Raw genomic sequence first — 18,368 nt, forward strand, 5'->3', positions numbered from 1 at the left:
AAGTATAAGGGGTGCATTACTTGGAAGGGTTCGGTCCTGAAAAAGAAAAAGAGTTTGTATCGTGATCTGACGGGAGTTGTTCAGGAAGCTGAAAAGCAATTTATCCGAGTCAGTCTGAGAGAAGAACTGCAATTAGATAGCTCAGACTCTGAAAGAAATCAGCGGATTCTCCAAGCTTTACGATATTTTAATCTGGAGCAGGCGCTTGATAAGAGTCCCTATCAATTAAGTGGTGGCCAGCAAAAGATTATTCAGCTTTTGACCATCTTGACCAGCAAGGCTTCTGCGATCTTGCTAGATGAACCCTTTGCTGGTTTGGATGATAGAGCCTGCCATTATTTTTGTCAGTGGATGTTGGAGGACAGAAATCAAGGAAGAAGTTTTTTGATTATTAGCCATCGTTTAGATCCCTTGATCTCTGTGGTCGATTATTGGATCGAGATGACAAGTGAGGGGCTCAGCCATCTTCAAGACGTGACCATCAGCAAACCTCTCCCATCTCTGAACAATGATACTCTAGGGGGAGGTGAGGTAGTATGATCAAAGTAGCAACCAAGACACCTATTATCAGTCTTTTCTTGCTAATTTTATCCCTGGAAACATCTTTCATTCCTTCGATTGCTCTTAATCTTTCGGTAGTCGCATTTTGCATCCTCTTTATGCTCTATTATCGTCGATTTAAAATGTTGGCTTGGATGCTTGTGCTCGCCATCTTACCATCTTTGGCCAACTACTGGGCAGTTCAGTTACATGGGGATGCTTCGCAGGCAGTGATACTTGGGACGAGGGCTTTTGTGACGGTTTGTATCGGCCTTGTCTTTGTTTCTAGTATTTCCCTAAAAGAGCTTCTCTTGTACTTGGCTCAAAAGGGGTTATCGCGTTCTTGGGCTTATGCCTTAATTGTAGTATTCAATTCCTTTCCCCTCATTCAGCAAGAAATCAAGTCCCTCAAGGAAGCGTGCTTATTACGTGGTCAAAAATTGCATGTTTGGTCGCCCTTGATTTACAGCAAGGTTCTGATGACGGTTTTTAGATGGCGCCATCTTTACCTGAGAGCTTTGTCTGCACATGGATATGACGAACATGCACAGGTGGAGAATAACTATCGAACCTTTTATATTTCTCAGAGGACAAAATTAATCTACCTACTTTTCTTTTTATTGCTTCAAACCAGTTTATTTCTATAAAGGAGTTATTATGGAATTTACAGATATTGCTATGGAATTATCCAAGGAAGCTTGGCAGGCTTCCTTTCATCACCCCTTTGTTTTACAGTTACAAGAGGGAAATTTAGACCCTGCAATTTTCCGCTATTACCTAATTCAGGATGCTTATTACCTGAAGTCTTTTTCAGAAGCCTATCACCTCTTGGCTGATAAGACTTCAAACGAAAAGATGAAAAGACTCTTGAAACAAAATGCCCAGAGTCTAGTGGAGGGTGAGTTGTTTATCCGCCAACAATTTTTCAAGGAATTAGGAATCAGTGACCAGGAAATGGATGAGCAACCGATTGCTCCAACCTGCTATCATTACATTTCTCATATTTATCGTCAATTTGCAGAGTCAAACTTGGGCATTGCTTTTGCTAGTTTGCTCCCATGTCCTTGGTTATACCATGATTTGGGCAAGGCACTTAATCGCAAACCATCCCCGAATCCTCTTTATCAACAGTGGATTGAGACCTATATCACCGATGAGTTAGAACAGCAGATTAAAGAGGAAGAAGCCCTGGTCAATCAGCTCTATCGCGAAAGCAACGAGACAGACAAACAAAAAATGCTAGAGGCCTTCCATCGAAGTGTCCACATGGAAGCCAAGTTTTGGGAGATGGCTTACCAACATCAAACCTGGACGAGTGATTTGCAGTCTTTAGAAAAAGAGAAGAAATAGAAAATGAGAAACCACCAACTACAAGTTCACAAATTAACTATTTTATCCATGATGATTGCCCTTGACGTAGTTCTTACACCCATCTTTCGAATTGAGGGAATGGCACCGATGTCCAGTGTAGTCAATATCCTAGCAGGAATTTTGATGGGGCCTGTTTATGCCTTGATCATGGCTACAGTCACAGCCTTTATCCGTATGTCAACTCATGGGATTCCTCCTTTGGCCCTCACAGGAGCTACTTTCGGAGCCCTCCTAGCAGGTCTCTTTTATAAGTACGGTCGGAAATTTCACTATTCTGCTCTAGGAGAGATTTTGGGAACAGGTATTATCGGTTCTATTGTTTCCTATCCTGTTATGGTTCTCTTTACAGGATCTGCGGCCAAGCTCAGCTGGTTTATCTATACTCCGCGATTTTTCGGAGCGACCTTGATCGGTACAGCCATAGCTTTTCTTGCCTTTCGATTTTTAATCAAGCAGGAATTCTTTAAAAAAGTACAAGGATATTTCTTTGGAGAAAGGATAGACTGATGCAGGAATTTACAAATCCCTTTCCTCTGAGCTCTAGCTCCTTAATTCACTGCATCACCAATGAGATTTCCTGTGAGATGCTGGCCAATGGCATTTTGGCTCTAGGATCTAAACCTGTCATGGCAGATGATCCCCGTGAGGTTCTTGATTTTACTAAACAAAGCCAAGCTCTCTTCATCAATTTGGGGCATTTGTCAGCTGAGAAGGAGAAAGCAATCCGCATGGCAGCTACTTATGCAGCTCAAGCTTGTCTCCCAATGGTAGTAGATGCGGTTGGCGTAGCAGCATCACCCATTCGTAAGGGACTAGTCAGAGATCTTTTAGAATACAAGCCCACCGTTCTTAAAGGAAATATGTCAGAAATCCGAAGTCTTGTTGGCTTAAAGCACCATGGAGTTGGAGTTGATGCTAGCCATAAAGATCAAGAAACGGAGGATTTGCTTCAAGTCTTGAAAGACTGGTGTCAGCTTTATCCTGGTATGTCATTTTTAGTCACTGGACCCAAGGACCTCATCGTTTCAGAAAATCAAGTTGCTGTATTGGGAAATGGCTGTGCAGAATTAGACTGGATAACAGGGACAGGAGACTTAGTTGGAGCCTTGACAGCCGTTTTTCTTAGCCAAGGAAAGACTGCATTTGAAGCTTCTTGCCTAGCAGTTTCTTATCTCAATATCGCTGCTGAGAGAATTCTTGTTCAAGGAATGGGATTGGAAGATTTCCGCTTTCAAACTCTCAATCAGCTCTCTCTCCTAAAAAGAGATGAAAATTGGCTAGATACCATCAAAGGAGATATTTATGAATAGAGAAGCGCTCAGACTATATCTGGTAACCAACCGCTACCAAGATTCCTTGGAAAGCTTCCTTAAAAAGGTTGAGACGGCCTGCCGTTCAGGTGTTACCATCATCCAATTGCGAGAAAAAAATCTCACTACCAATCAATATTATCAACTGGCAAAACAAGTCAAGGAAATAACAGATGCCTACCAAGTACCCTTAATTATCGATGATCGGTTGGATATCTGTCTCGCAGTAGATGCTGCAGGTTTGCATATTGGCGACGATGAGCTACCAGTTTCGGTTGCCCGCCAAGTCTTGGGTCCTGAAAAAATCCTCGGTGTTACTGCTAAAACAGTAAAAAGGGCTCTTGAGGCGGAAACATCGGGTGCGGATTACTTGGGAACAGGAGCCATTTTCCCAACTAGGACCAAAGAAAATGCACCTATCACCCTGATTTCAACCTTGAAAACCATTTGCCAAACGGTCGCCATTCCAGTAGTTGCTATTGGAGGCTTGACGTCAGAGAACATTGACCAACTTACGGGTACTGGCATAGCTGGTGTAGCAGTCGTCAGGGATCTGATGCAGGCAGAAGATATTGAAGCAAAAGCGCATGCCTTTTTAACAAAGCTGGATGACATTATTTCCTAATCAAAAACTCTCTAATTCCCTTATAGTGGGAACTAGAGAGTTTTTTCTTAATCTTTAAAGCTTGTATGGTTGACTGGACCAGAACCATGACCGAGTTGAGGGGCGTCTTGGATGGCTTTTGTGATAAAGGCCTTGGCCTTATCAACTGCCTGATAAAGGGTCTTCCCCTTGGCTAGTTCAGCCGTAATCACTGCAGCAAAAGTACATCCAGTACCATGGGTGTGACAGGTTTGAATTCTAGGACTTTCCCAGACAAATTGCTCCTCCTTAGTAAAGAGGAAATCCTTGGCACCGCCTTCGAGATGGCCACCTTTGATTACCACAGACTGAGGACCAAATTCTTTTAAAATCAGGCGACCAGCACGTTGCATATCTTCAGGATCATGAATCGAAAAACCAACAATTTCTTCTGCCTCAGGAAGATTGGGTGTAATAATAGTCGCAAGGGGAAGCAGATTTGTTTTTAGGTAGCTTCTCGCACTAGTATCTATCAGGGTATCACCACTCGTAGCAACCATAACAGGGTCCAGCACATAGGGACAGTCCAGCTTTTTAAGATAGGGTTGGATAATCTCCATGATTTCAGTAGTTGCCAGCATACCAGTTTTTACAGCCTGAGGCTTGATATCCGAAAAGACACTTTCCAATTGAGCTTCCAGCATTTGGTTGGAGACGTGCTCGATTAGCTGAACACCTCTGGTATTTTGAGCGACAAGGCTGGTCACAACGGCCATTCCATAGACATCTCTAGCTTGGAACGACTTTAAGTCAGCCATAATGCCAGCACCACCACTAGGGTCTGTCCCAGCAATGGTTAGAGCAACGGGTAAATAAGTCATCTAAAACCTCCCAACCAACTGAAGTTTGTATTCTCAAGAACAAGCTGGTCTGTTTCAGGAAAGCAATAGAAGACAAGTCGTCCTCATTATCATTTCCACTTCCATCAGCTAGCATTACCTAGATTGAGTCAAAGGGATCTAACAGTCGTTAATCTCAGCTTTACGCACCCCTAGTGGTTGTTTTCTTTTTTCTTCAGTATAGCATATTTTTATAGTTTATATAGTAAAATTTGACTGCAAATCTCTCGTTACATGATTGGAATTCTATTTTTCGAAAAAATAATAAAAATTATAGTTGACAAATGTAGATTTTCGGAGTATACTAATAACTGTAATCGACAAATGTAGATTTAGGAGGAATAACAATGCAGATTTCGGATGCAGAATGGCAGGTCATGAAGATTATTTGGATGCAAGGAGAGCAGACCAGTACGGATTTGATCAGGGTTCTGGCGGAGCGGTTTGACTGGTCCAAGTCGACCATTCAAACTCTTTTGGCTCGTTTGGTTGAGAAAGAGTGTCTGACAAGGAAAAAAGAAGGCAAGTTCTTTGTCTATTCAGCCCTTTTAACTTTGGACCAAAGTCGGGATTTACTTGTCCAAGATATCAAGGACAAGGTTTGTTCTCGTAGGATTAAGAACTTGTTGGCTGATTTGATTGCTGAATGTGATTTTACTTTGTCTGACTTGGAAGGATTGGAAGCTGTGATTTCTGAGAAAAAAGCTAGCGCAGTAACAGAAGTAAGATGTAATTGTATGTAAAGGAGACGTCATGTTAAATAGTATTGTAACCATTATTTGTATTACCCTTATCGCGTTTATCTTGTTTTGGTTTTTCAAAAAGCCTGAAAAATCTGGACAAAAGGCCCAGCAAAAAAAGGGCTACCAAGAGATTCGAGTGGAAGTCATGGGGGGCTATACGCCTGAGTTGATTATTCTTAAAAAATCAGTGCCAGCCCGCATTGTCTTTGACCGTAAGGATCCTTCACCTTGTTTGGATCAGATCGTCTTTCCAGATTTTGGTGTGCATGCGGACTTGCCTATGGGGGAAGAGTATGTAGTGGAAATCACGCCTGAACAGGCTGGAGAATTTGGCTTTGCATGTGGCATGAATATGATGCACGGCAAGATGATTGTAGAGTAGGAGGAAATGATGACAGAAATTGTGAAAGTAAGCCTAGAAAATGGCATTCAAAAAATCCGTATCACGGCAGACAAAGGCTACCATCCAGCCCACATCCAACTGCAAAAAGGGATTCCTGCTGAGATTACTTTTCACCGTGTGACACCTTCAAACTGTTATAAAGAAGTTCTCTTCGAAGAAGAAGGGATTCTAGAACCAATCGCTCAAGATGAGGAAAAAATTATTCGCTTTACGCCTCAAGACTTGGGTGAGCACGAGTTTTCTTGTGGCATGAAGATGCAAAAGGGAACCTACACCGTTGTTGAAAAAACCAAAAAGTCTCTCAGTCTTTTACAACGTTTTTGGATTACTAGTATCTTTACTGTGCCTCTTGTGATTCTCATGATTGGGATGTCTACAGGAGGAATTAGTCACCAAGTCATGCGTTGGGGCACCTTTTTAGCCACAACCCCCATTATGCTGGTAGCTGGAGTTCCATATATCAGAAGCGCCTGGGCTAGTTTTAAAAAGCACAATTCCAACATGGATACCTTGGTTGCTCTGGGAACCCTAGTGGCCTATTTCTATAGCTTAGTTGCCCTCTTCACTGGTCTGCCCGTTTACTTTGAAAGTGCTGCATTTATCCTCTTCTTCATTCTTTTGGGAGCAGTTTTTGAGGAAAAAATGCGAAAAAATACTTCGCAGGCAGTCGAAAAATTATTAGACCTACAAGCAAAAACAGCAGAGGTTTTGCGTGATGATGTTTATGTTCAAATACCTCTAGAACAAGTCAAAGTTGGGGATCTCATTCGCGTTCGACCAGGTGAAAAAATTGCCGTTGATGGGACTGTAATAGAAGGAGAAACTAGTATTGATGAATCAATGGTAACTGGGGAAAGTATTCCAGTCGATAAATCAGTTGGAGATGCTGTCATTGGTTCAACCATCAATAATAGTGGTACGATCATTTTTAGAGCTGAAAAAGTAGGTTCTGAAACCATGTTGGCTCAGATTGTAGACTTTGTGAAGAAAGCTCAAACCAGTCGTGCTCCTATTCAAGATTTGACAGACAAGATTTCTGGAATTTTCGTACCAGCAGTTGTCATTTTAGGACTCCTTACTTTTTGGATCTGGTTTGTTTTTCTTGGTGAAAGTTTTGTAACGTCGCTTCTCTATGGTGTTGCAGTCTTGATTATTGCCTGCCCTTGTGCTCTTGGACTTGCGACACCAACAGCACTCATGGTTGGAACAGGACGAAGTGCCAAGATGGGGATTCTTCTCAAAAATGGTACAGTTCTACAGGAAATCCAAAAAGTTCAAACGGTTGTTTTTGATAAGACAGGAACCTTGACCGAAGGGAAGCCAGTAGTGACAGATGTTATCGGAGATGAAGGAGAAGTGCTAAGTTTGGCTGCTTCACTGGAAGATGTATCTCAACACCCGCTAGCTCAAGCTATTGTTAATCGTGCATCTGAACTAGGAATTAGCCTTCACCCAGTGGAAAACTTCCAAGCCTTGCATGGAAAAGGTGTGACTGGGATTATTAATGGTAAGCAAGTCTTGCTGGGGAATGCTAAGCTCTTAGCTGACCTTGCTATTCCACATGATTATCAAGAACGATTTGATTTGCTTGAGAAAGAAGCAAAAACAGTTGTCTTCCTATCCGTGGATGGTCAGTTAAAAGGCTTAATTGCCTTGCAGGATGTCCCTAAGGAAAATGCCAAAGAAGCTATTGCTAAATTGAAAAAACGTGGTCTTAGAACGGTCATGCTTACTGGAGATAATGCTGGAGTAGCCCATGCGATTGCAGAACAAATTGGTATCGAAGAAGTAATCGCAAATGTCTTGCCAGAGGAAAAGGCACATGAAATTCACAAGCTTCAAAAGAATGGGAAATTGGCCTTTGTTGGAGATGGTATCAATGATGCGCCGGCCCTCAGTGTAGCGGATGTCGGAATTGCCATGGGCTCTGGGACAGATATTGCCATTGAATCAGCAGATCTTGTCCTTACAACCAACAATTTACTAGGATTGGCACGTGCTTTTGATATGAGTAAGAAGACCTTTAATCGTATTCTACTCAATCTTTTCTGGGCTTCTATCTATAACCTCATTGGTATTCCGATTGCAGCAGGAGTCTTTTCAGGTATTGGTTTGGTGCTCAACCCAGAACTGGCTGGTCTAGCCATGGCTTTTAGTTCTGTATCTGTTTTGATTAGTTCACTCATGCTAAACGTTACTAAGATAGACTAAGAAGCGGGCTTACCCGCTTTTTATACTCTTCGAAAATCTCTTCAAACCACGTCAACTTTATCTGCAACCTCAAAGCTGTGCTTTGAGCAACCTGCGGCTAGTTTCCTAGTTTGCTCTTTAATTTTTATTGAGTATTATAAAACAGTTCTAAAAAACGCTTTCAAACTGTACTGTAATAGAGAATAAAAACTTCTGAGCACATTTTTAGGAGACAAAAAACAATTATGGTAAAGTAGTAGAGTAAAAATTTGCTGAAACGTTTCCAATTAGTATATGAAAACGGATGAATCAAATTTTAAAAATATTTGAAGGAGAGTTATAATGACTCAAGGGAAAATTACTGCATCAGCAGCAATGCTCAACGTATTGAAAACATGGGGCGTAGACACAATCTACGGTATCCCATCAGGAACACTCAGCTCATTGATGGACGCTTTGGCTGAAGACAAAGATATCCGCTTCTTGCAAGTTCGCCACGAAGAAACAGGTGCTCTTGCAGCGGTTATGCAAGCTAAATTCGGTGGCTCAATCGGGGTTGCAGTAGGTTCAGGTGGTCCAGGTGCGACTCACTTGATTAACGGTGTTTACGATGCAGCTATGGACAACACTCCATTCCTTGCTATCCTTGGATCACGTCCAGTTAACGAACTCAACATGGATGCTTTCCAAGAGCTTAACCAAAACCCAATGTACAACGGTATCGCTGTCTACAACAAACGTGTAGCTTACGCTGAGCAATTGCCAAAAGTTATTGACGAAGCTTGCCGTGCTGCAGTTTCTAAAAAAGGTCCAGCTGTTGTTGAAATCCCAGTAAACTTCGGTTTCCAAGAAATCGACGAAAATTCATACTACGGTTCAGGTTCATACGAGCGTTCATTCATTGCTCCTGCTTTGAACGAAGTTGAAATCAACAAAGCTGTTGAAATCTTGAACAATGCTGAACGTCCAGTTATCTACGCTGGTTACGGTGGTGTTAAAGCTGGTGAAGTGATTACTGAATTGTCACGTAAAATCAAAGCACCAATCATCACAACTGGTAAAAACTTTGAAGCCTTTGAATGGAACTACGAAGGGTTGACAGGTTCTGCTTACCGTGTTGGTTGGAAACCAGCCAACGAAGTGGTCTTCGAAGCAGACACAGTTCTTTTCCTTGGTTCAAACTTCCCATTTGCTGAAGTTTACGAAGCCTTCAAGAACACTGAAAAATTCATCCAAGTCGATATCGACCCTTACAAACTTGGTAAACGTCACGCCCTTGACGCTTCAATCCTTGGTGACGCAGGTCAAGCAGCGAAAGCTATCCTTGACAAAGTGAACCCAGTTGAGTCTACTCCATGGTGGCGTGCAAACGTGAAGAACAACCAAAACTGGCGCGATTACATGAACAAACTCGAAGGTAAAACTGAGGGTGAATTGCAATTGTATCAAGTTTACAATGCAATCAACAAACATGCTGATCAAGACGCTATCTACTCAATCGACGTAGGTGACACTACTCAAACATCTACTCGTCACCTTCACATGACACCTAAGAACATGTGGCGTACATCTCCACTCTTTGCGACAATGGGTATTGCCCTTCCTGGTGGTATCGCTGCTAAGAAAGACAATCCAGATCGCCAAGTATGGAACATCATGGGTGACGGTGCATTCAACATGTGCTACCCAGACGTGATTACAAACGTTCAATACGACCTTCCAGTTATCAACGTTGTCTTCTCAAATGGTAAATATGCCTTCATCAAGGACAAATACGAAGACACAAACAAACACTTGTTTGGTTGTGACTTCCCTAACGCGGACTACGCGAAAATCGCTGAAGCTCAAGGTGCTGTAGGATTTACAGTTGACCGTATCGAAGATATCGATGCAGTTGTTGCAGAAGCTGTTAAATTGAACAAAGAAGGTAAAACTGTTGTGATCGATGCTCGCATCTCTCAACACCGTCCACTTCCAGTAGAAGTACTTGAACTCGATCCAAAACAACACTCAGAAGAAGCAATCAAAGCCTTCAAGGAAAAATACGAAGCAGAAGAACTCGTACCATTCCGCCTCTTCTTGGAAGAAGAAGGATTGCAATCACGCGCAATCAAATAATTCCTCTCGTCGAAAATCAAATGTAAACTTTGTAGATTTTATTCTTTGATTTTCAAGAGTCGAACTTGAAAAGATCGGAGCAATCCGGTCTTTTTCTGGAGGATAGTAAATGAATTTAAATCAATTAGATATCATCGTTTCAAATGTCCCTCAAGTCTGTGCCGACTTGGAGCGACTTTTGGATAAAAAGTCAGATTATGTTGATGACAGTTTTGCTCAGTTTACGATTGGCAGTCACTGTCTCATGTTGTCCCAAAATCATTTGATTCCTTTGGAAGATTTTCAGTCAGGAATCATTCTTCACATTGAGGTTGAGGATGTAGAGCAGAACTACCAACGGTTGAAAGAGCTTGGTGCCGACATTTTAAACGGTCCGGCTGGAACTGATTGGGGAACGGAATCGCTACTAGTTAAAGGCCCTGCTGGCCTAGTGATTGATTTTTATCGAATGAAATAGGTCGCTTAATCATTTGAAGCTAACCTTAATTATTCCTAATACAGGATGTGCGCATATGAACTATTAAAAGATCGGAGCAATCCGGTCTTTTTATAACGGCTTTTAGCACATAAAAAATTGACAGCGCTTTCTTGTTGCGCTATAATGAACATAAATATAGGTGGAGTGAGTGCTTTAAATAAATTAGGAAGGAGGAAATAATGCGTTTTTAAAGCATTTATCTTATTAGAGTCTTAATTGGTATTGATTAGTGAGTAGGGAGGGGAGGTGATTTCCCCTCTTTTTTCGTATAAAAGGAGTCATCTATGTATGGTTTATTAAAAAAAATATTAGCATGTTCTTCCTTTATCTTGATAACCCTTGTCGGTCTTCTCTTTGTTTACCACTATAAGAGTGAATTGTTGGGAGGTTATAGTCAGAAAGTTGATGTTGTGAGTTCGACTAGTTCCATTGCTACGGATTTACAGAAAATTGCAGAAGATACTGGAACTGTTCTGGCGAGGAGAATAGTAGATGTTAAAGAAAATGAGAGAGGTGAGGTGGAAAACACTTACATTCCTATTGGAGGAGAACTACCAAAGGATTTACCCTTACAAGAAAACCAAGGACTTATTCAAAATGCTTCATATAATACTCTTTATATTATTGTCAAAGGAAATCTAAGCGCTCAAGATTTGGCAGGCAGATTGATTGAAAAGGGACATCAAGCGAATGCTGTGGAAGCAAATTCTGGACTCACCCTCTTAAAATTTCTCTTAGTCTATCCACAAGCTATTATGATAGCCTTTGTTTTTCTAATTTCTTTTCTTACACTCCTGGTTGCGGACTATATTGTTAATATTCGATCGGTCAGTATCAAGAGAATATCAGGATTAGGTAAGTATCAGATTGCCCTTAGGGGAATTTGGAAAGAGAGTCTTTTTTTAGTAGGGAGTGCTAGCATTGTATTTGTACTAGCTATTCTTATACTTATTTTACAAAGAAATGCTACATTACTTGCTATAGAATTGATTGGATTTCCCTTACTAGCTTGGTTAGTCATTCTACTTTTTCTAAACTTTTTTGCCTCCAATCTGTTTTATCATATCTTACAGAGACAACCGATGAACCTATCCCTTAAGGGGAAAGCTCCCTTGCATTTGATTTTTGTTTTGGTTATTGTAACACAGATTTTTTCACTCCTAACGGTTATGTACAGCATTTATGGGGTGGTGGATATGACTAGACAAGTGAGAACCTTGGAAGAAGGGAAGCAAGCGTGGACACAATATCCTAGCTATTTTGCGACTCATGGTCTTGATACAGGAGAGGAGAAAGTTGATAAAGAAAGAGTACAGGCATTTTACGGTGACTTAGTCTCAAAAACTGAGCCACTATACATTGGAACTACTTTAGATTATATTGCTATGTCTAGTAATTCTCAGAAAAACTCTGATTATCCAACTTCTGAAAATATTTCAAATCAACTAAAAGTTAATCGAAAGTTCATTAAGCAAAGTGGTCTTCAACTAAACACAGAAGGACAAGCTTTCTTTGAACAAATGGGAGACTTTGATCGTTTGATTTTAATTCCAAAGAGTAAGGAAAATAAGATTGAGGATTTGAAAAAGGTTTGGTCTCGGTTTGTTCAAAAGGGATTTGCACCCGATAATGCACCAATTAGGAAAAATCATCCAGATGAAAGAGTGGAAGTTGCGACTTATGAGGGAGGAGAAAACCTCTTTATCTATCCGATTTTTACTTCTGTACATTACTTAGTTAATCGAGATAGTTTTGTTCACAATCCGATTATTATCGTGTATGGATCTGCTTATGAAAGACAAGAAGTTGCAGGATTTGATATATCAAACTATGTTTTTGACCATCCTGAGCAAGTCAGGGAAATTATAAAACAGTATAAAATGACAGCACATATCGGAAGCTTTACTAATGGTCTTTATTCTTTTGAATCAAAAATCCAACAGGTGACAGTGGAAAGATTGTTACTCTTGATTGCGTCGTGCATTAGTCTAGCTACTTCCATCTTGTTGATGATTTTGTTAAATACACTTTATTTTTATCAAGGGCGTAAGACTTATTTTATTGAACGTTTAGCAGGAAAATCTCTTATTGTGATTCATCATTTTTACTTGCTTACCTTGATGTGTGGTTACTTTTTATTAGCAGGTTTGGCTACTTTCTTACATCTCCCAATCTTGGTTACGCTATTTCCTATTTTTATGGCTGTTGGTTTTCTCGCACTCTTTTTCTTTCAATTAAGGCAACACCAAACAAGTAGTATCTTATATCTGAAAGGAGGGTAATATGATTGAGTTAAGAGATATTCAAAAGACATTTGATGGGCATGTTGTTCTTCGTGATTACTCTTATCAGTTTTGTGAGGGGAAATCTTATGCCTTGATAGGAGAATCAGGTGCTGGTAAGACAACTTTGTTAAATATCATTGGAAAGCTAGAAACAGCTCAAAATGGTACAGTAGAAATAAATGGCATTGACCTTAGAAAGATAAAGGAAAAAACTTATTTTAAAGATTTTGTTAGCTATCTTTTTCAAAATTATGGATTAATTGAAAACAGGAGTATTAAAGATAATTTGGAATTGGCTTTTATTGGCAAGAAACTTTCCAGAAAAGATAAAGTGGAACAAATGTGTGAAGCATTAAAAAAGGTTCATCTCCAGCTCGATTTGAATCGGAAAATTTATTCTTTATCTGGTGGGGAAGCCCAACGTGTTGCCATAGCTAAAGTTATGCTAAAGGATTCTCCAATTGTACTTGCGGATGAACCTACGGCTTCGTTGGATGAAAAAAATAGCCGAGAGATTATTGATTTGATTCTTGGGTTACAAAATGAAAAACGTATTATTATCATTGCGACTCATGATAAAAGCGTTTATGAGCGTTTAGATGAAGTGATAGTGGTAAGAAAGGAGCAGAAATGAAAAATCGATTTAGTTTGACGCTTATCTTTTTTCAGGTAATGATAGCGGGCTCCTCTCTTTTTGTTATCCTAACTCAGTTTGGTTTACTTCGTCAACCTGTAAAAATCATCATACAGATGATCTGTCTTTTTAGTTTTTTATCTGTATGTATTACTATCTACAATTATGTTCGTGAAGAAAAGGATTAAAAGATACTGTTTTTATGAATGACTGTATGATAGTTTTAATGTTCAACCTGATTGGGGAACAGAGTCCTTGCTTGTAAAAGGTCCAGCTGGTTTAGTGCTTGATTTTTATCGTATGAAATAGGGCGCGTAATCATTTGAAGCTAACCATAATGATTCTTAAAAAAAGAATGTGCGCATATGAACTATTAAAAGATCGGAGCAATCCGGTCTTTTTCTGTTTCCTCTTTCTTATCACAAGATTGTGATAGTTTACAACTTCATAACAAAAGCTACAAAGTCTTGATTGTTTTGAAAAAAGATTATAAAATATGATTCATAAAAATGAAAGAGGTTTTGAAAATGTCTGAAAAACAAATGAAAATTTTGGGTTGGGTAGCGACCTTCATGTCCGTTATGATGTATGTGTCTTACTTCCCACAAATCATGAACAACTTGGCTGGTCAAAAAGGAAATTTCATCCAGCCCTTGGTCGCAGCCATCAACTGTAGTTTATGGGTTTATTACGGTCTTTTCAAGAAAGAAAGAGATATTCCCCTCGCGGCTGCTAATGCGCCAGGTATCGTTTTTGGACTAGTAACGGCTATTACGGCATTGATTTAAAAAGAAGACTGGTTTCAGTCTTTTTTTCGTATATATAAAAGTAAGTTTAGTGCTATCATTATCCAGAGAGTTCAAAACTTTTTGCCTCCTTTTTAGTATAATAGAAGTAATAAATCAATCGAGGTAAAGTGATGACAGAAATACTACAATTTCCAGAAGGATTTCTCTGGGGTGGTGCAACGGCGGCTAATCAATGTGAGGGTGCTTATAATCAGGACGGTCGTGGTCTGGCTAATGTGGATGTGGTACCGATTGGTCCAGACCGTGAGGCCATTATTACAGGTCAGAAAAAGATGTTTTCTTTTGAGGAGGGCTATTTTTACCCAGCAAAGGAAGCCATTGATATGTACCATCATTACAAGGAAGATATTGCGCTTTTTGCAGAAATGGGATTTAAAACCTATCGACTTTCCATCGCTTGGACTCGGATTTTTCCTAAGGGAGATGAAGCAGAGCCAAATGAAGCTGGTCTAGCCTTTTATGAGGATTTGTTTAAGGAGTGCCACAAGCATGGGATCGAGCCACTGGTGACCATCACGCATTTTGATTGCCCCATGCACTTAATTAGGGAGTACGGTGGTTGGCGCAATCGTCGCATGTTGGACTTTTACGCAAATCTTTGTCGCACCCTCTTTACCCGTTACAAGGGCTTGGTCAAGTACTGGCTAACCTTCAACGAAATCAATATGATTTTGCATGCCCCCTTTTTAGGAGCAGGGATTTGTTTTGAAGAAGGAGAAAATCAAGATCAGGTCAAATACCAAGCAGCCCACCATGAGCTGGTAGCCTCGGCTATGGCGACTAAGCTTGCCCACGAAATTGACCCAGAAAACAGGGTGGGATGTATGTTGGCAGCAGGGCAATATTATCCTAACACTGCCCATCCGAGAGACTACTGGGCAGCTATGGAGCAAGACCGCAAGAGTTACTTCTTCATTGACGTCCAAGCGCGTGGGGAATACCCAAACTATGCCAAGAAGCAGTGGGAGCGTGAGGGAATTGAGATAGAAATGACGGCAGAGGATTTGGACTTGTTAAAGAATCACACTGTTGACTTTGTTTCCTTCTCTTATTATGCGAGTCGAGTGGCTTCAGGCGATCCAGAAATGACGGATCTGACAGCTGGAAATGTCTTTGCCTCTATCAAAAATCCCTATCTGGAATCCTCAGAATGGGGTTGGCAGATTGACCCACTGGGACTTCGAATCACCCTCAATGCCATCTGGGATCGTTATCAAAAGCCTATGTTCATTGTAGAAAATGGACTCGGCGCTATAGACACTCCAGATGAAAATGGTGATGTAGCAGATGACTATCGGATTGCTTATCTAGAAGCCCACATCAAGGCTATGCGAGATGCTATTTACCAAGATGGCGTTGAATTGCTTGGTTATACGACTTGGGGTTGTATAGATCTGGTTTCAGCTGGGACAGGCGAAATGAACAAGCGCTATGGTTTTATCTATGTGGATCGTGATAATGTAGGTCAAGGAAGTCTCAAACGGAGCAAGAAGAAATCCTTCTACTGGTACAAGGATGTCATTGCCAGCAATGGTGCAAGTATTAAGTAGAACACATTTGTTCACTATTTTTATAAAATCTTCTCCCTACTTTATAAGATGTGAAAAAGAGTTCAATTCGAACTCTTTTTTTGCTATAATGAGGGGAGAAAAATCAGACAGGAGATCGACATGTCAGAACCATTATTTTTACAATCAGTTATGCAAGAAAAAATCTGGGGTGGAACCAAGCTACGTGATGAGTTTGGTTACGACATTCCAAGTGAAAAAATCGGAGAATACTGGGCTATCTCAGCTCACCCAAATGGAGTTTCTAAGGTAGCTAATGGTCGCTACGAGGGAACAGATCTCGCTACTTTGTATGTGGAACATCGTGAGTTGTTTGGCAACCGTCCAGAACCTGTATTTCCTCTCTTAACTAAAATTCTCGATGCCAACGACTGGCTCAGTGTCCAAGTTCATCCAGACGATGCTTATGGATTAGAACATGAAGGTGAGCTCGGAAAAACAGAATGCTGGTATATCATCGCTGCAGACGAAGGTTCAGAGATTATCTATGGTCATAATGCCAAGTCAAAAGAAGAACTCCGCCAGCAAATCGAGGACAAGAACTGGGATACCTTGCTGACAAAAGTGCCAGTTAAGGCTGGAGATTTCTTCTATGTACCAAGTGGTACCATGCACGCTATCGGGGCGGGTATCTTGATTCTTGAAACCCAGCAGTCTAGCGATACCACCTATCGTGTCTATGACTTTGACCGTAAGGATGACAAGGGCAACTTGCGTGAACTTCACCTTGAAAAATCCATCGATGTTTTAAACATTGGAGAACCTGCCAATAGCCGACCTGTCACTATCAAAGCTGATGATTTACGTTCCACTCTCCTTGTTTCTAATGATTTCTTCGCAGTTTACAAGTGGGAAATCACTGGAAAAGCTGACTTTGAAAAGATAGCTGACTATAGCTTGTTTAGTGTCTTGGCTGGGAACGGTCAGCTAATAGTTGACGGGAAAAACTATCCAATCCAAAAAGGTAGTCACTTTATCCTACCAAGTGATGTTGAAACTTGGACTCTAGAAGGGCAAGGGCTGGAATTGATTGTTAGCCATCCATAAAAAGAAAGGGCCTGAGTTTACTACTCAAGTCCTTTTTGATTACATAAATTGGGCGATAAAAACCACGATGATGATGATGGGAATGATAAAACGAAGAAGGAAGAGCCAGACTTGGAAAAGTCCCTGTTTCCATGCTTTTTCATCGAGATGGAGTTCCTCCATAGCAAGAGCCTTTTTAAAGATGTAGCCTGTAAAAAGTGACAGGCAGAGAGCTCCAAATGGCATGAGGAGATTGGAAACCAAGAAGTCCATAGCATCAAAGAAGGTCTTTCCAAAGATGTGAACATCTGCCATAACACCGTAAGATAGGGCTGAAGGAATGCCAAAGACGAAGGTCAAGATTCCTAAAATGGCACTCCATTTGGCACGTTTGCTGTTGTCCTGATTGGTAATATTGCCCACATTTATTTCCAGCATCACGACAGAGGAAGTGACCGTCGCAAAGAGGAAGAGCAAGAGGAAAAGAATGTAGAAAATAGTTCCAAAGGGCATCTTGTCAAAGAGTTGAGGTAAGACGATAAAGAGCAGGCTTGGCCCACCTTCGGACTGGATGTTGAAGGCTGACATGGCTGGGAAAATGGCTAGACCTGCCATGATGGATACCAAGATGTTCATGGCTACAATGGAAATCCCTGATTGGACCAGATTGGTTTTCTTGTCCAAGTAGGACGCATAGGTCAGCATGGCTGTCACCCCTAGTGAGAGGGCAAAGAAAGATTGTCCCAGAGCATAGAGGAGACCAGCACTGGTCAGTTTTGAAAAGTCTGGCTTGAGGAAGTAGAGAACGCCTTCCATGGCATTTGGCAAACTGAGAGAGCGCCCAATGATCACGACAAAGATGATAAAGAGCAGGGGCATCATGACTTTCGAAGCTCTTTCGATCCCTTTTTGGACTCCACGTGATACAATAAAGATATTCAATAAGATAAAGGCAGCTTGAGCTCCTAGTGCAATGGCTGGATTTGAAATGATTGAAGTAAATAACTGAGCATAATCACCCGTTCCACCAAGTTGGAACAATTTTCCAAACTCAATACATAGATAGACTAGAATCCATCCTCCAATGACACTGTAAAAGGAGAGAAGGATAAAGAGGGCAAAGGCACCAATCCAACCGATAAAGTTGTACTTGTTATTGTTGCCCAGTTTTCCAAAAGTTTTGATAGCGGAAACGCCAGCACTACGACCAAGGGCAAATTCAGCAAGCAGGAGCGGGAAACCGATTAAAATGGTAGAAATAAGAAAGACTAGTAAAAAGCCTCCACCGCCATTAGCAGCAGTCATGTAGGGAAATTTCCAAACGGCTCCAAGTCCGATGGCTGAACCAGCAGATGCTAGAATAAAGCCTAGTTTCGATCCCCATTGCGATTTTTCTGACATAGTTGAAACT

Annotated in this window: 18 protein-coding genes, 1 pseudogene and 1 riboswitch; of the genes and pseudogenes, 17 read left to right on the forward strand and 2 right to left on the reverse strand. The window is 40.9% G+C overall.

Features of this window, described 5'->3' with window-relative positions; genetic code table 11:
• The 6 genes from SORDD27_RS01705 to thiE all read left to right on the forward strand — a co-directional run.
• On the forward strand, positions 1-540 hold a 540-nt coding region (locus SORDD27_RS01705; RefSeq protein WP_155718882.1), incomplete at its 5' end, for an ATP-binding cassette domain-containing protein.
• Entirely contained in the window at positions 537-1,187 is a 651-nt protein-coding gene (locus SORDD27_RS01710; protein ID WP_061426987.1) for an energy-coupling factor transporter transmembrane component T, read from the forward strand. The genes SORDD27_RS01705 and SORDD27_RS01710, both read left to right, overlap by 4 nt.
• 10 nt (positions 1,188-1,197) lie before the next feature.
• Complete coding sequence (gene tenA / locus SORDD27_RS01715) at positions 1,198-1,890, forward strand: thiaminase II (RefSeq protein ID WP_061426989.1); 693 nt, start codon at positions 1,198-1,200, stop codon at positions 1,888-1,890.
• A 3-nt stretch (positions 1,891-1,893) separates the two neighbouring features.
• A complete protein-coding gene (thiW, locus tag SORDD27_RS01720) occupies positions 1,894-2,418 on the forward strand; it encodes an energy coupling factor transporter S component ThiW (RefSeq protein WP_061426991.1) in 525 nt (174 codons plus the stop codon).
• The gene (gene thiM, locus SORDD27_RS01725) at positions 2,418-3,221 is read left to right on the forward strand and encodes a hydroxyethylthiazole kinase (protein WP_061426993.1); all 804 of its coding nucleotides are present in this window, start codon (positions 2,418-2,420) and stop codon (positions 3,219-3,221) included. The genes thiW and thiM overlap by 1 nt, the downstream gene beginning before the upstream one ends.
• Entirely contained in the window at positions 3,214-3,846 is a 633-nt protein-coding gene (gene thiE / locus SORDD27_RS01730; RefSeq protein WP_061426995.1) for a thiamine phosphate synthase, read from the forward strand. Before thiM ends, thiE begins: the two co-directional genes overlap by 8 nt.
• A 47-nt stretch (positions 3,847-3,893) precedes the next feature.
• On the opposite strand, the gene thiD is transcribed toward thiE, so the two are convergent.
• Entirely contained in the window at positions 3,894-4,685 is a 792-nt protein-coding gene (thiD, locus tag SORDD27_RS01735) for a bifunctional hydroxymethylpyrimidine kinase/phosphomethylpyrimidine kinase (protein WP_000221725.1), read from the reverse strand.
• Positions 4,686-4,768: 83 nt separating this feature from the next.
• Positions 4,769-4,867, reverse strand: a riboswitch (TPP riboswitch).
• A gap of 183 nt (positions 4,868-5,050) precedes the next feature.
• Between thiD and SORDD27_RS01740 the strand changes: the two genes are divergently transcribed.
• The 11 genes and pseudogenes from SORDD27_RS01740 to manA all read left to right on the forward strand — a co-directional run bounded on the left by SORDD27_RS01740 (position 5,051) and on the right by manA (position 16,978).
• Entirely contained in the window at positions 5,051-5,446 is a 396-nt protein-coding gene (locus tag SORDD27_RS01740; RefSeq protein ID WP_061426997.1) for a CopY/TcrY family copper transport repressor, read from the forward strand.
• Positions 5,447-5,456: 10 nt separating this feature from the next.
• Entirely contained in the window at positions 5,457-5,828 is a 372-nt protein-coding gene (locus tag SORDD27_RS01745) for a cupredoxin domain-containing protein (RefSeq protein WP_000935072.1), read from the forward strand.
• A 9-nt stretch (positions 5,829-5,837) separates the two neighbouring features.
• Complete coding sequence (locus tag SORDD27_RS01750) at positions 5,838-8,060, forward strand: heavy metal translocating P-type ATPase (protein WP_061426999.1); 2,223 nt, start codon at positions 5,838-5,840, stop codon at positions 8,058-8,060.
• A gap of 321 nt (positions 8,061-8,381) precedes the next feature.
• A complete protein-coding gene (gene spxB / locus SORDD27_RS01755) occupies positions 8,382-10,157 on the forward strand; it encodes a pyruvate oxidase (RefSeq protein ID WP_061427001.1) in 1,776 nt (591 codons plus the stop codon).
• A gap of 109 nt (positions 10,158-10,266) precedes the next feature.
• Positions 10,267-10,614, forward strand: coding sequence for a VOC family protein (locus tag SORDD27_RS01760; RefSeq protein WP_061427003.1), 348 nt, complete (start codon positions 10,267-10,269; stop codon positions 10,612-10,614).
• Positions 10,615-10,919: 305 nt separating this feature from the next.
• The gene (locus SORDD27_RS01765; RefSeq protein WP_061427005.1) at positions 10,920-12,917 is read left to right on the forward strand and encodes a DUF1430 domain-containing protein; all 1,998 of its coding nucleotides are present in this window, start codon (positions 10,920-10,922) and stop codon (positions 12,915-12,917) included.
• A 1-nt stretch (position 12,918) separates the two neighbouring features.
• Positions 12,919-13,554, forward strand: coding sequence for an ATP-binding cassette domain-containing protein (locus SORDD27_RS01770; RefSeq protein WP_061427007.1), 636 nt, complete (start codon positions 12,919-12,921; stop codon positions 13,552-13,554).
• Positions 13,555-13,782: 228 nt separating this feature from the next.
• Positions 13,783-13,863 (forward strand): annotated as a pseudogene (locus tag SORDD27_RS09910) (VOC family protein); the annotation flags it as partial.
• A gap of 218 nt (positions 13,864-14,081) precedes the next feature.
• Positions 14,082-14,342 carry a SemiSWEET family transporter gene (locus tag SORDD27_RS01780; RefSeq protein ID WP_001291473.1) on the forward strand — a complete coding sequence of 87 codons (261 nt, stop codon included), beginning with the start codon at positions 14,082-14,084 and terminating at the stop codon, positions 14,340-14,342.
• A gap of 131 nt (positions 14,343-14,473) precedes the next feature.
• Positions 14,474-15,913 (forward strand): 6-phospho-beta-glucosidase, encoded by a 1,440-nt coding sequence (locus SORDD27_RS01785; RefSeq protein ID WP_061427009.1) that lies wholly within the window; start codon positions 14,474-14,476, stop codon positions 15,911-15,913.
• Between the two features lie 120 nt (positions 15,914-16,033).
• The gene (manA, locus tag SORDD27_RS01790; RefSeq protein WP_061427011.1) at positions 16,034-16,978 is read left to right on the forward strand and encodes a mannose-6-phosphate isomerase, class I; all 945 of its coding nucleotides are present in this window, start codon (positions 16,034-16,036) and stop codon (positions 16,976-16,978) included.
• A gap of 39 nt (positions 16,979-17,017) precedes the next feature.
• On the opposite strand, the gene SORDD27_RS01795 is transcribed toward manA, so the two are convergent.
• Positions 17,018-18,358, reverse strand: a complete 1,341-nt coding sequence (locus SORDD27_RS01795) for a sodium-dependent transporter (RefSeq protein WP_061427013.1) — start codon at positions 18,356-18,358, stop codon at positions 17,018-17,020.
• Positions 18,359-18,368 lie beyond the last annotated feature (10 nt).

It is taken from the genome of Streptococcus oralis, from assembly GCF_001579025.1.
GTDB lineage: Bacteria > Bacillota > Bacilli > Lactobacillales > Streptococcaceae > Streptococcus > Streptococcus oralis_X.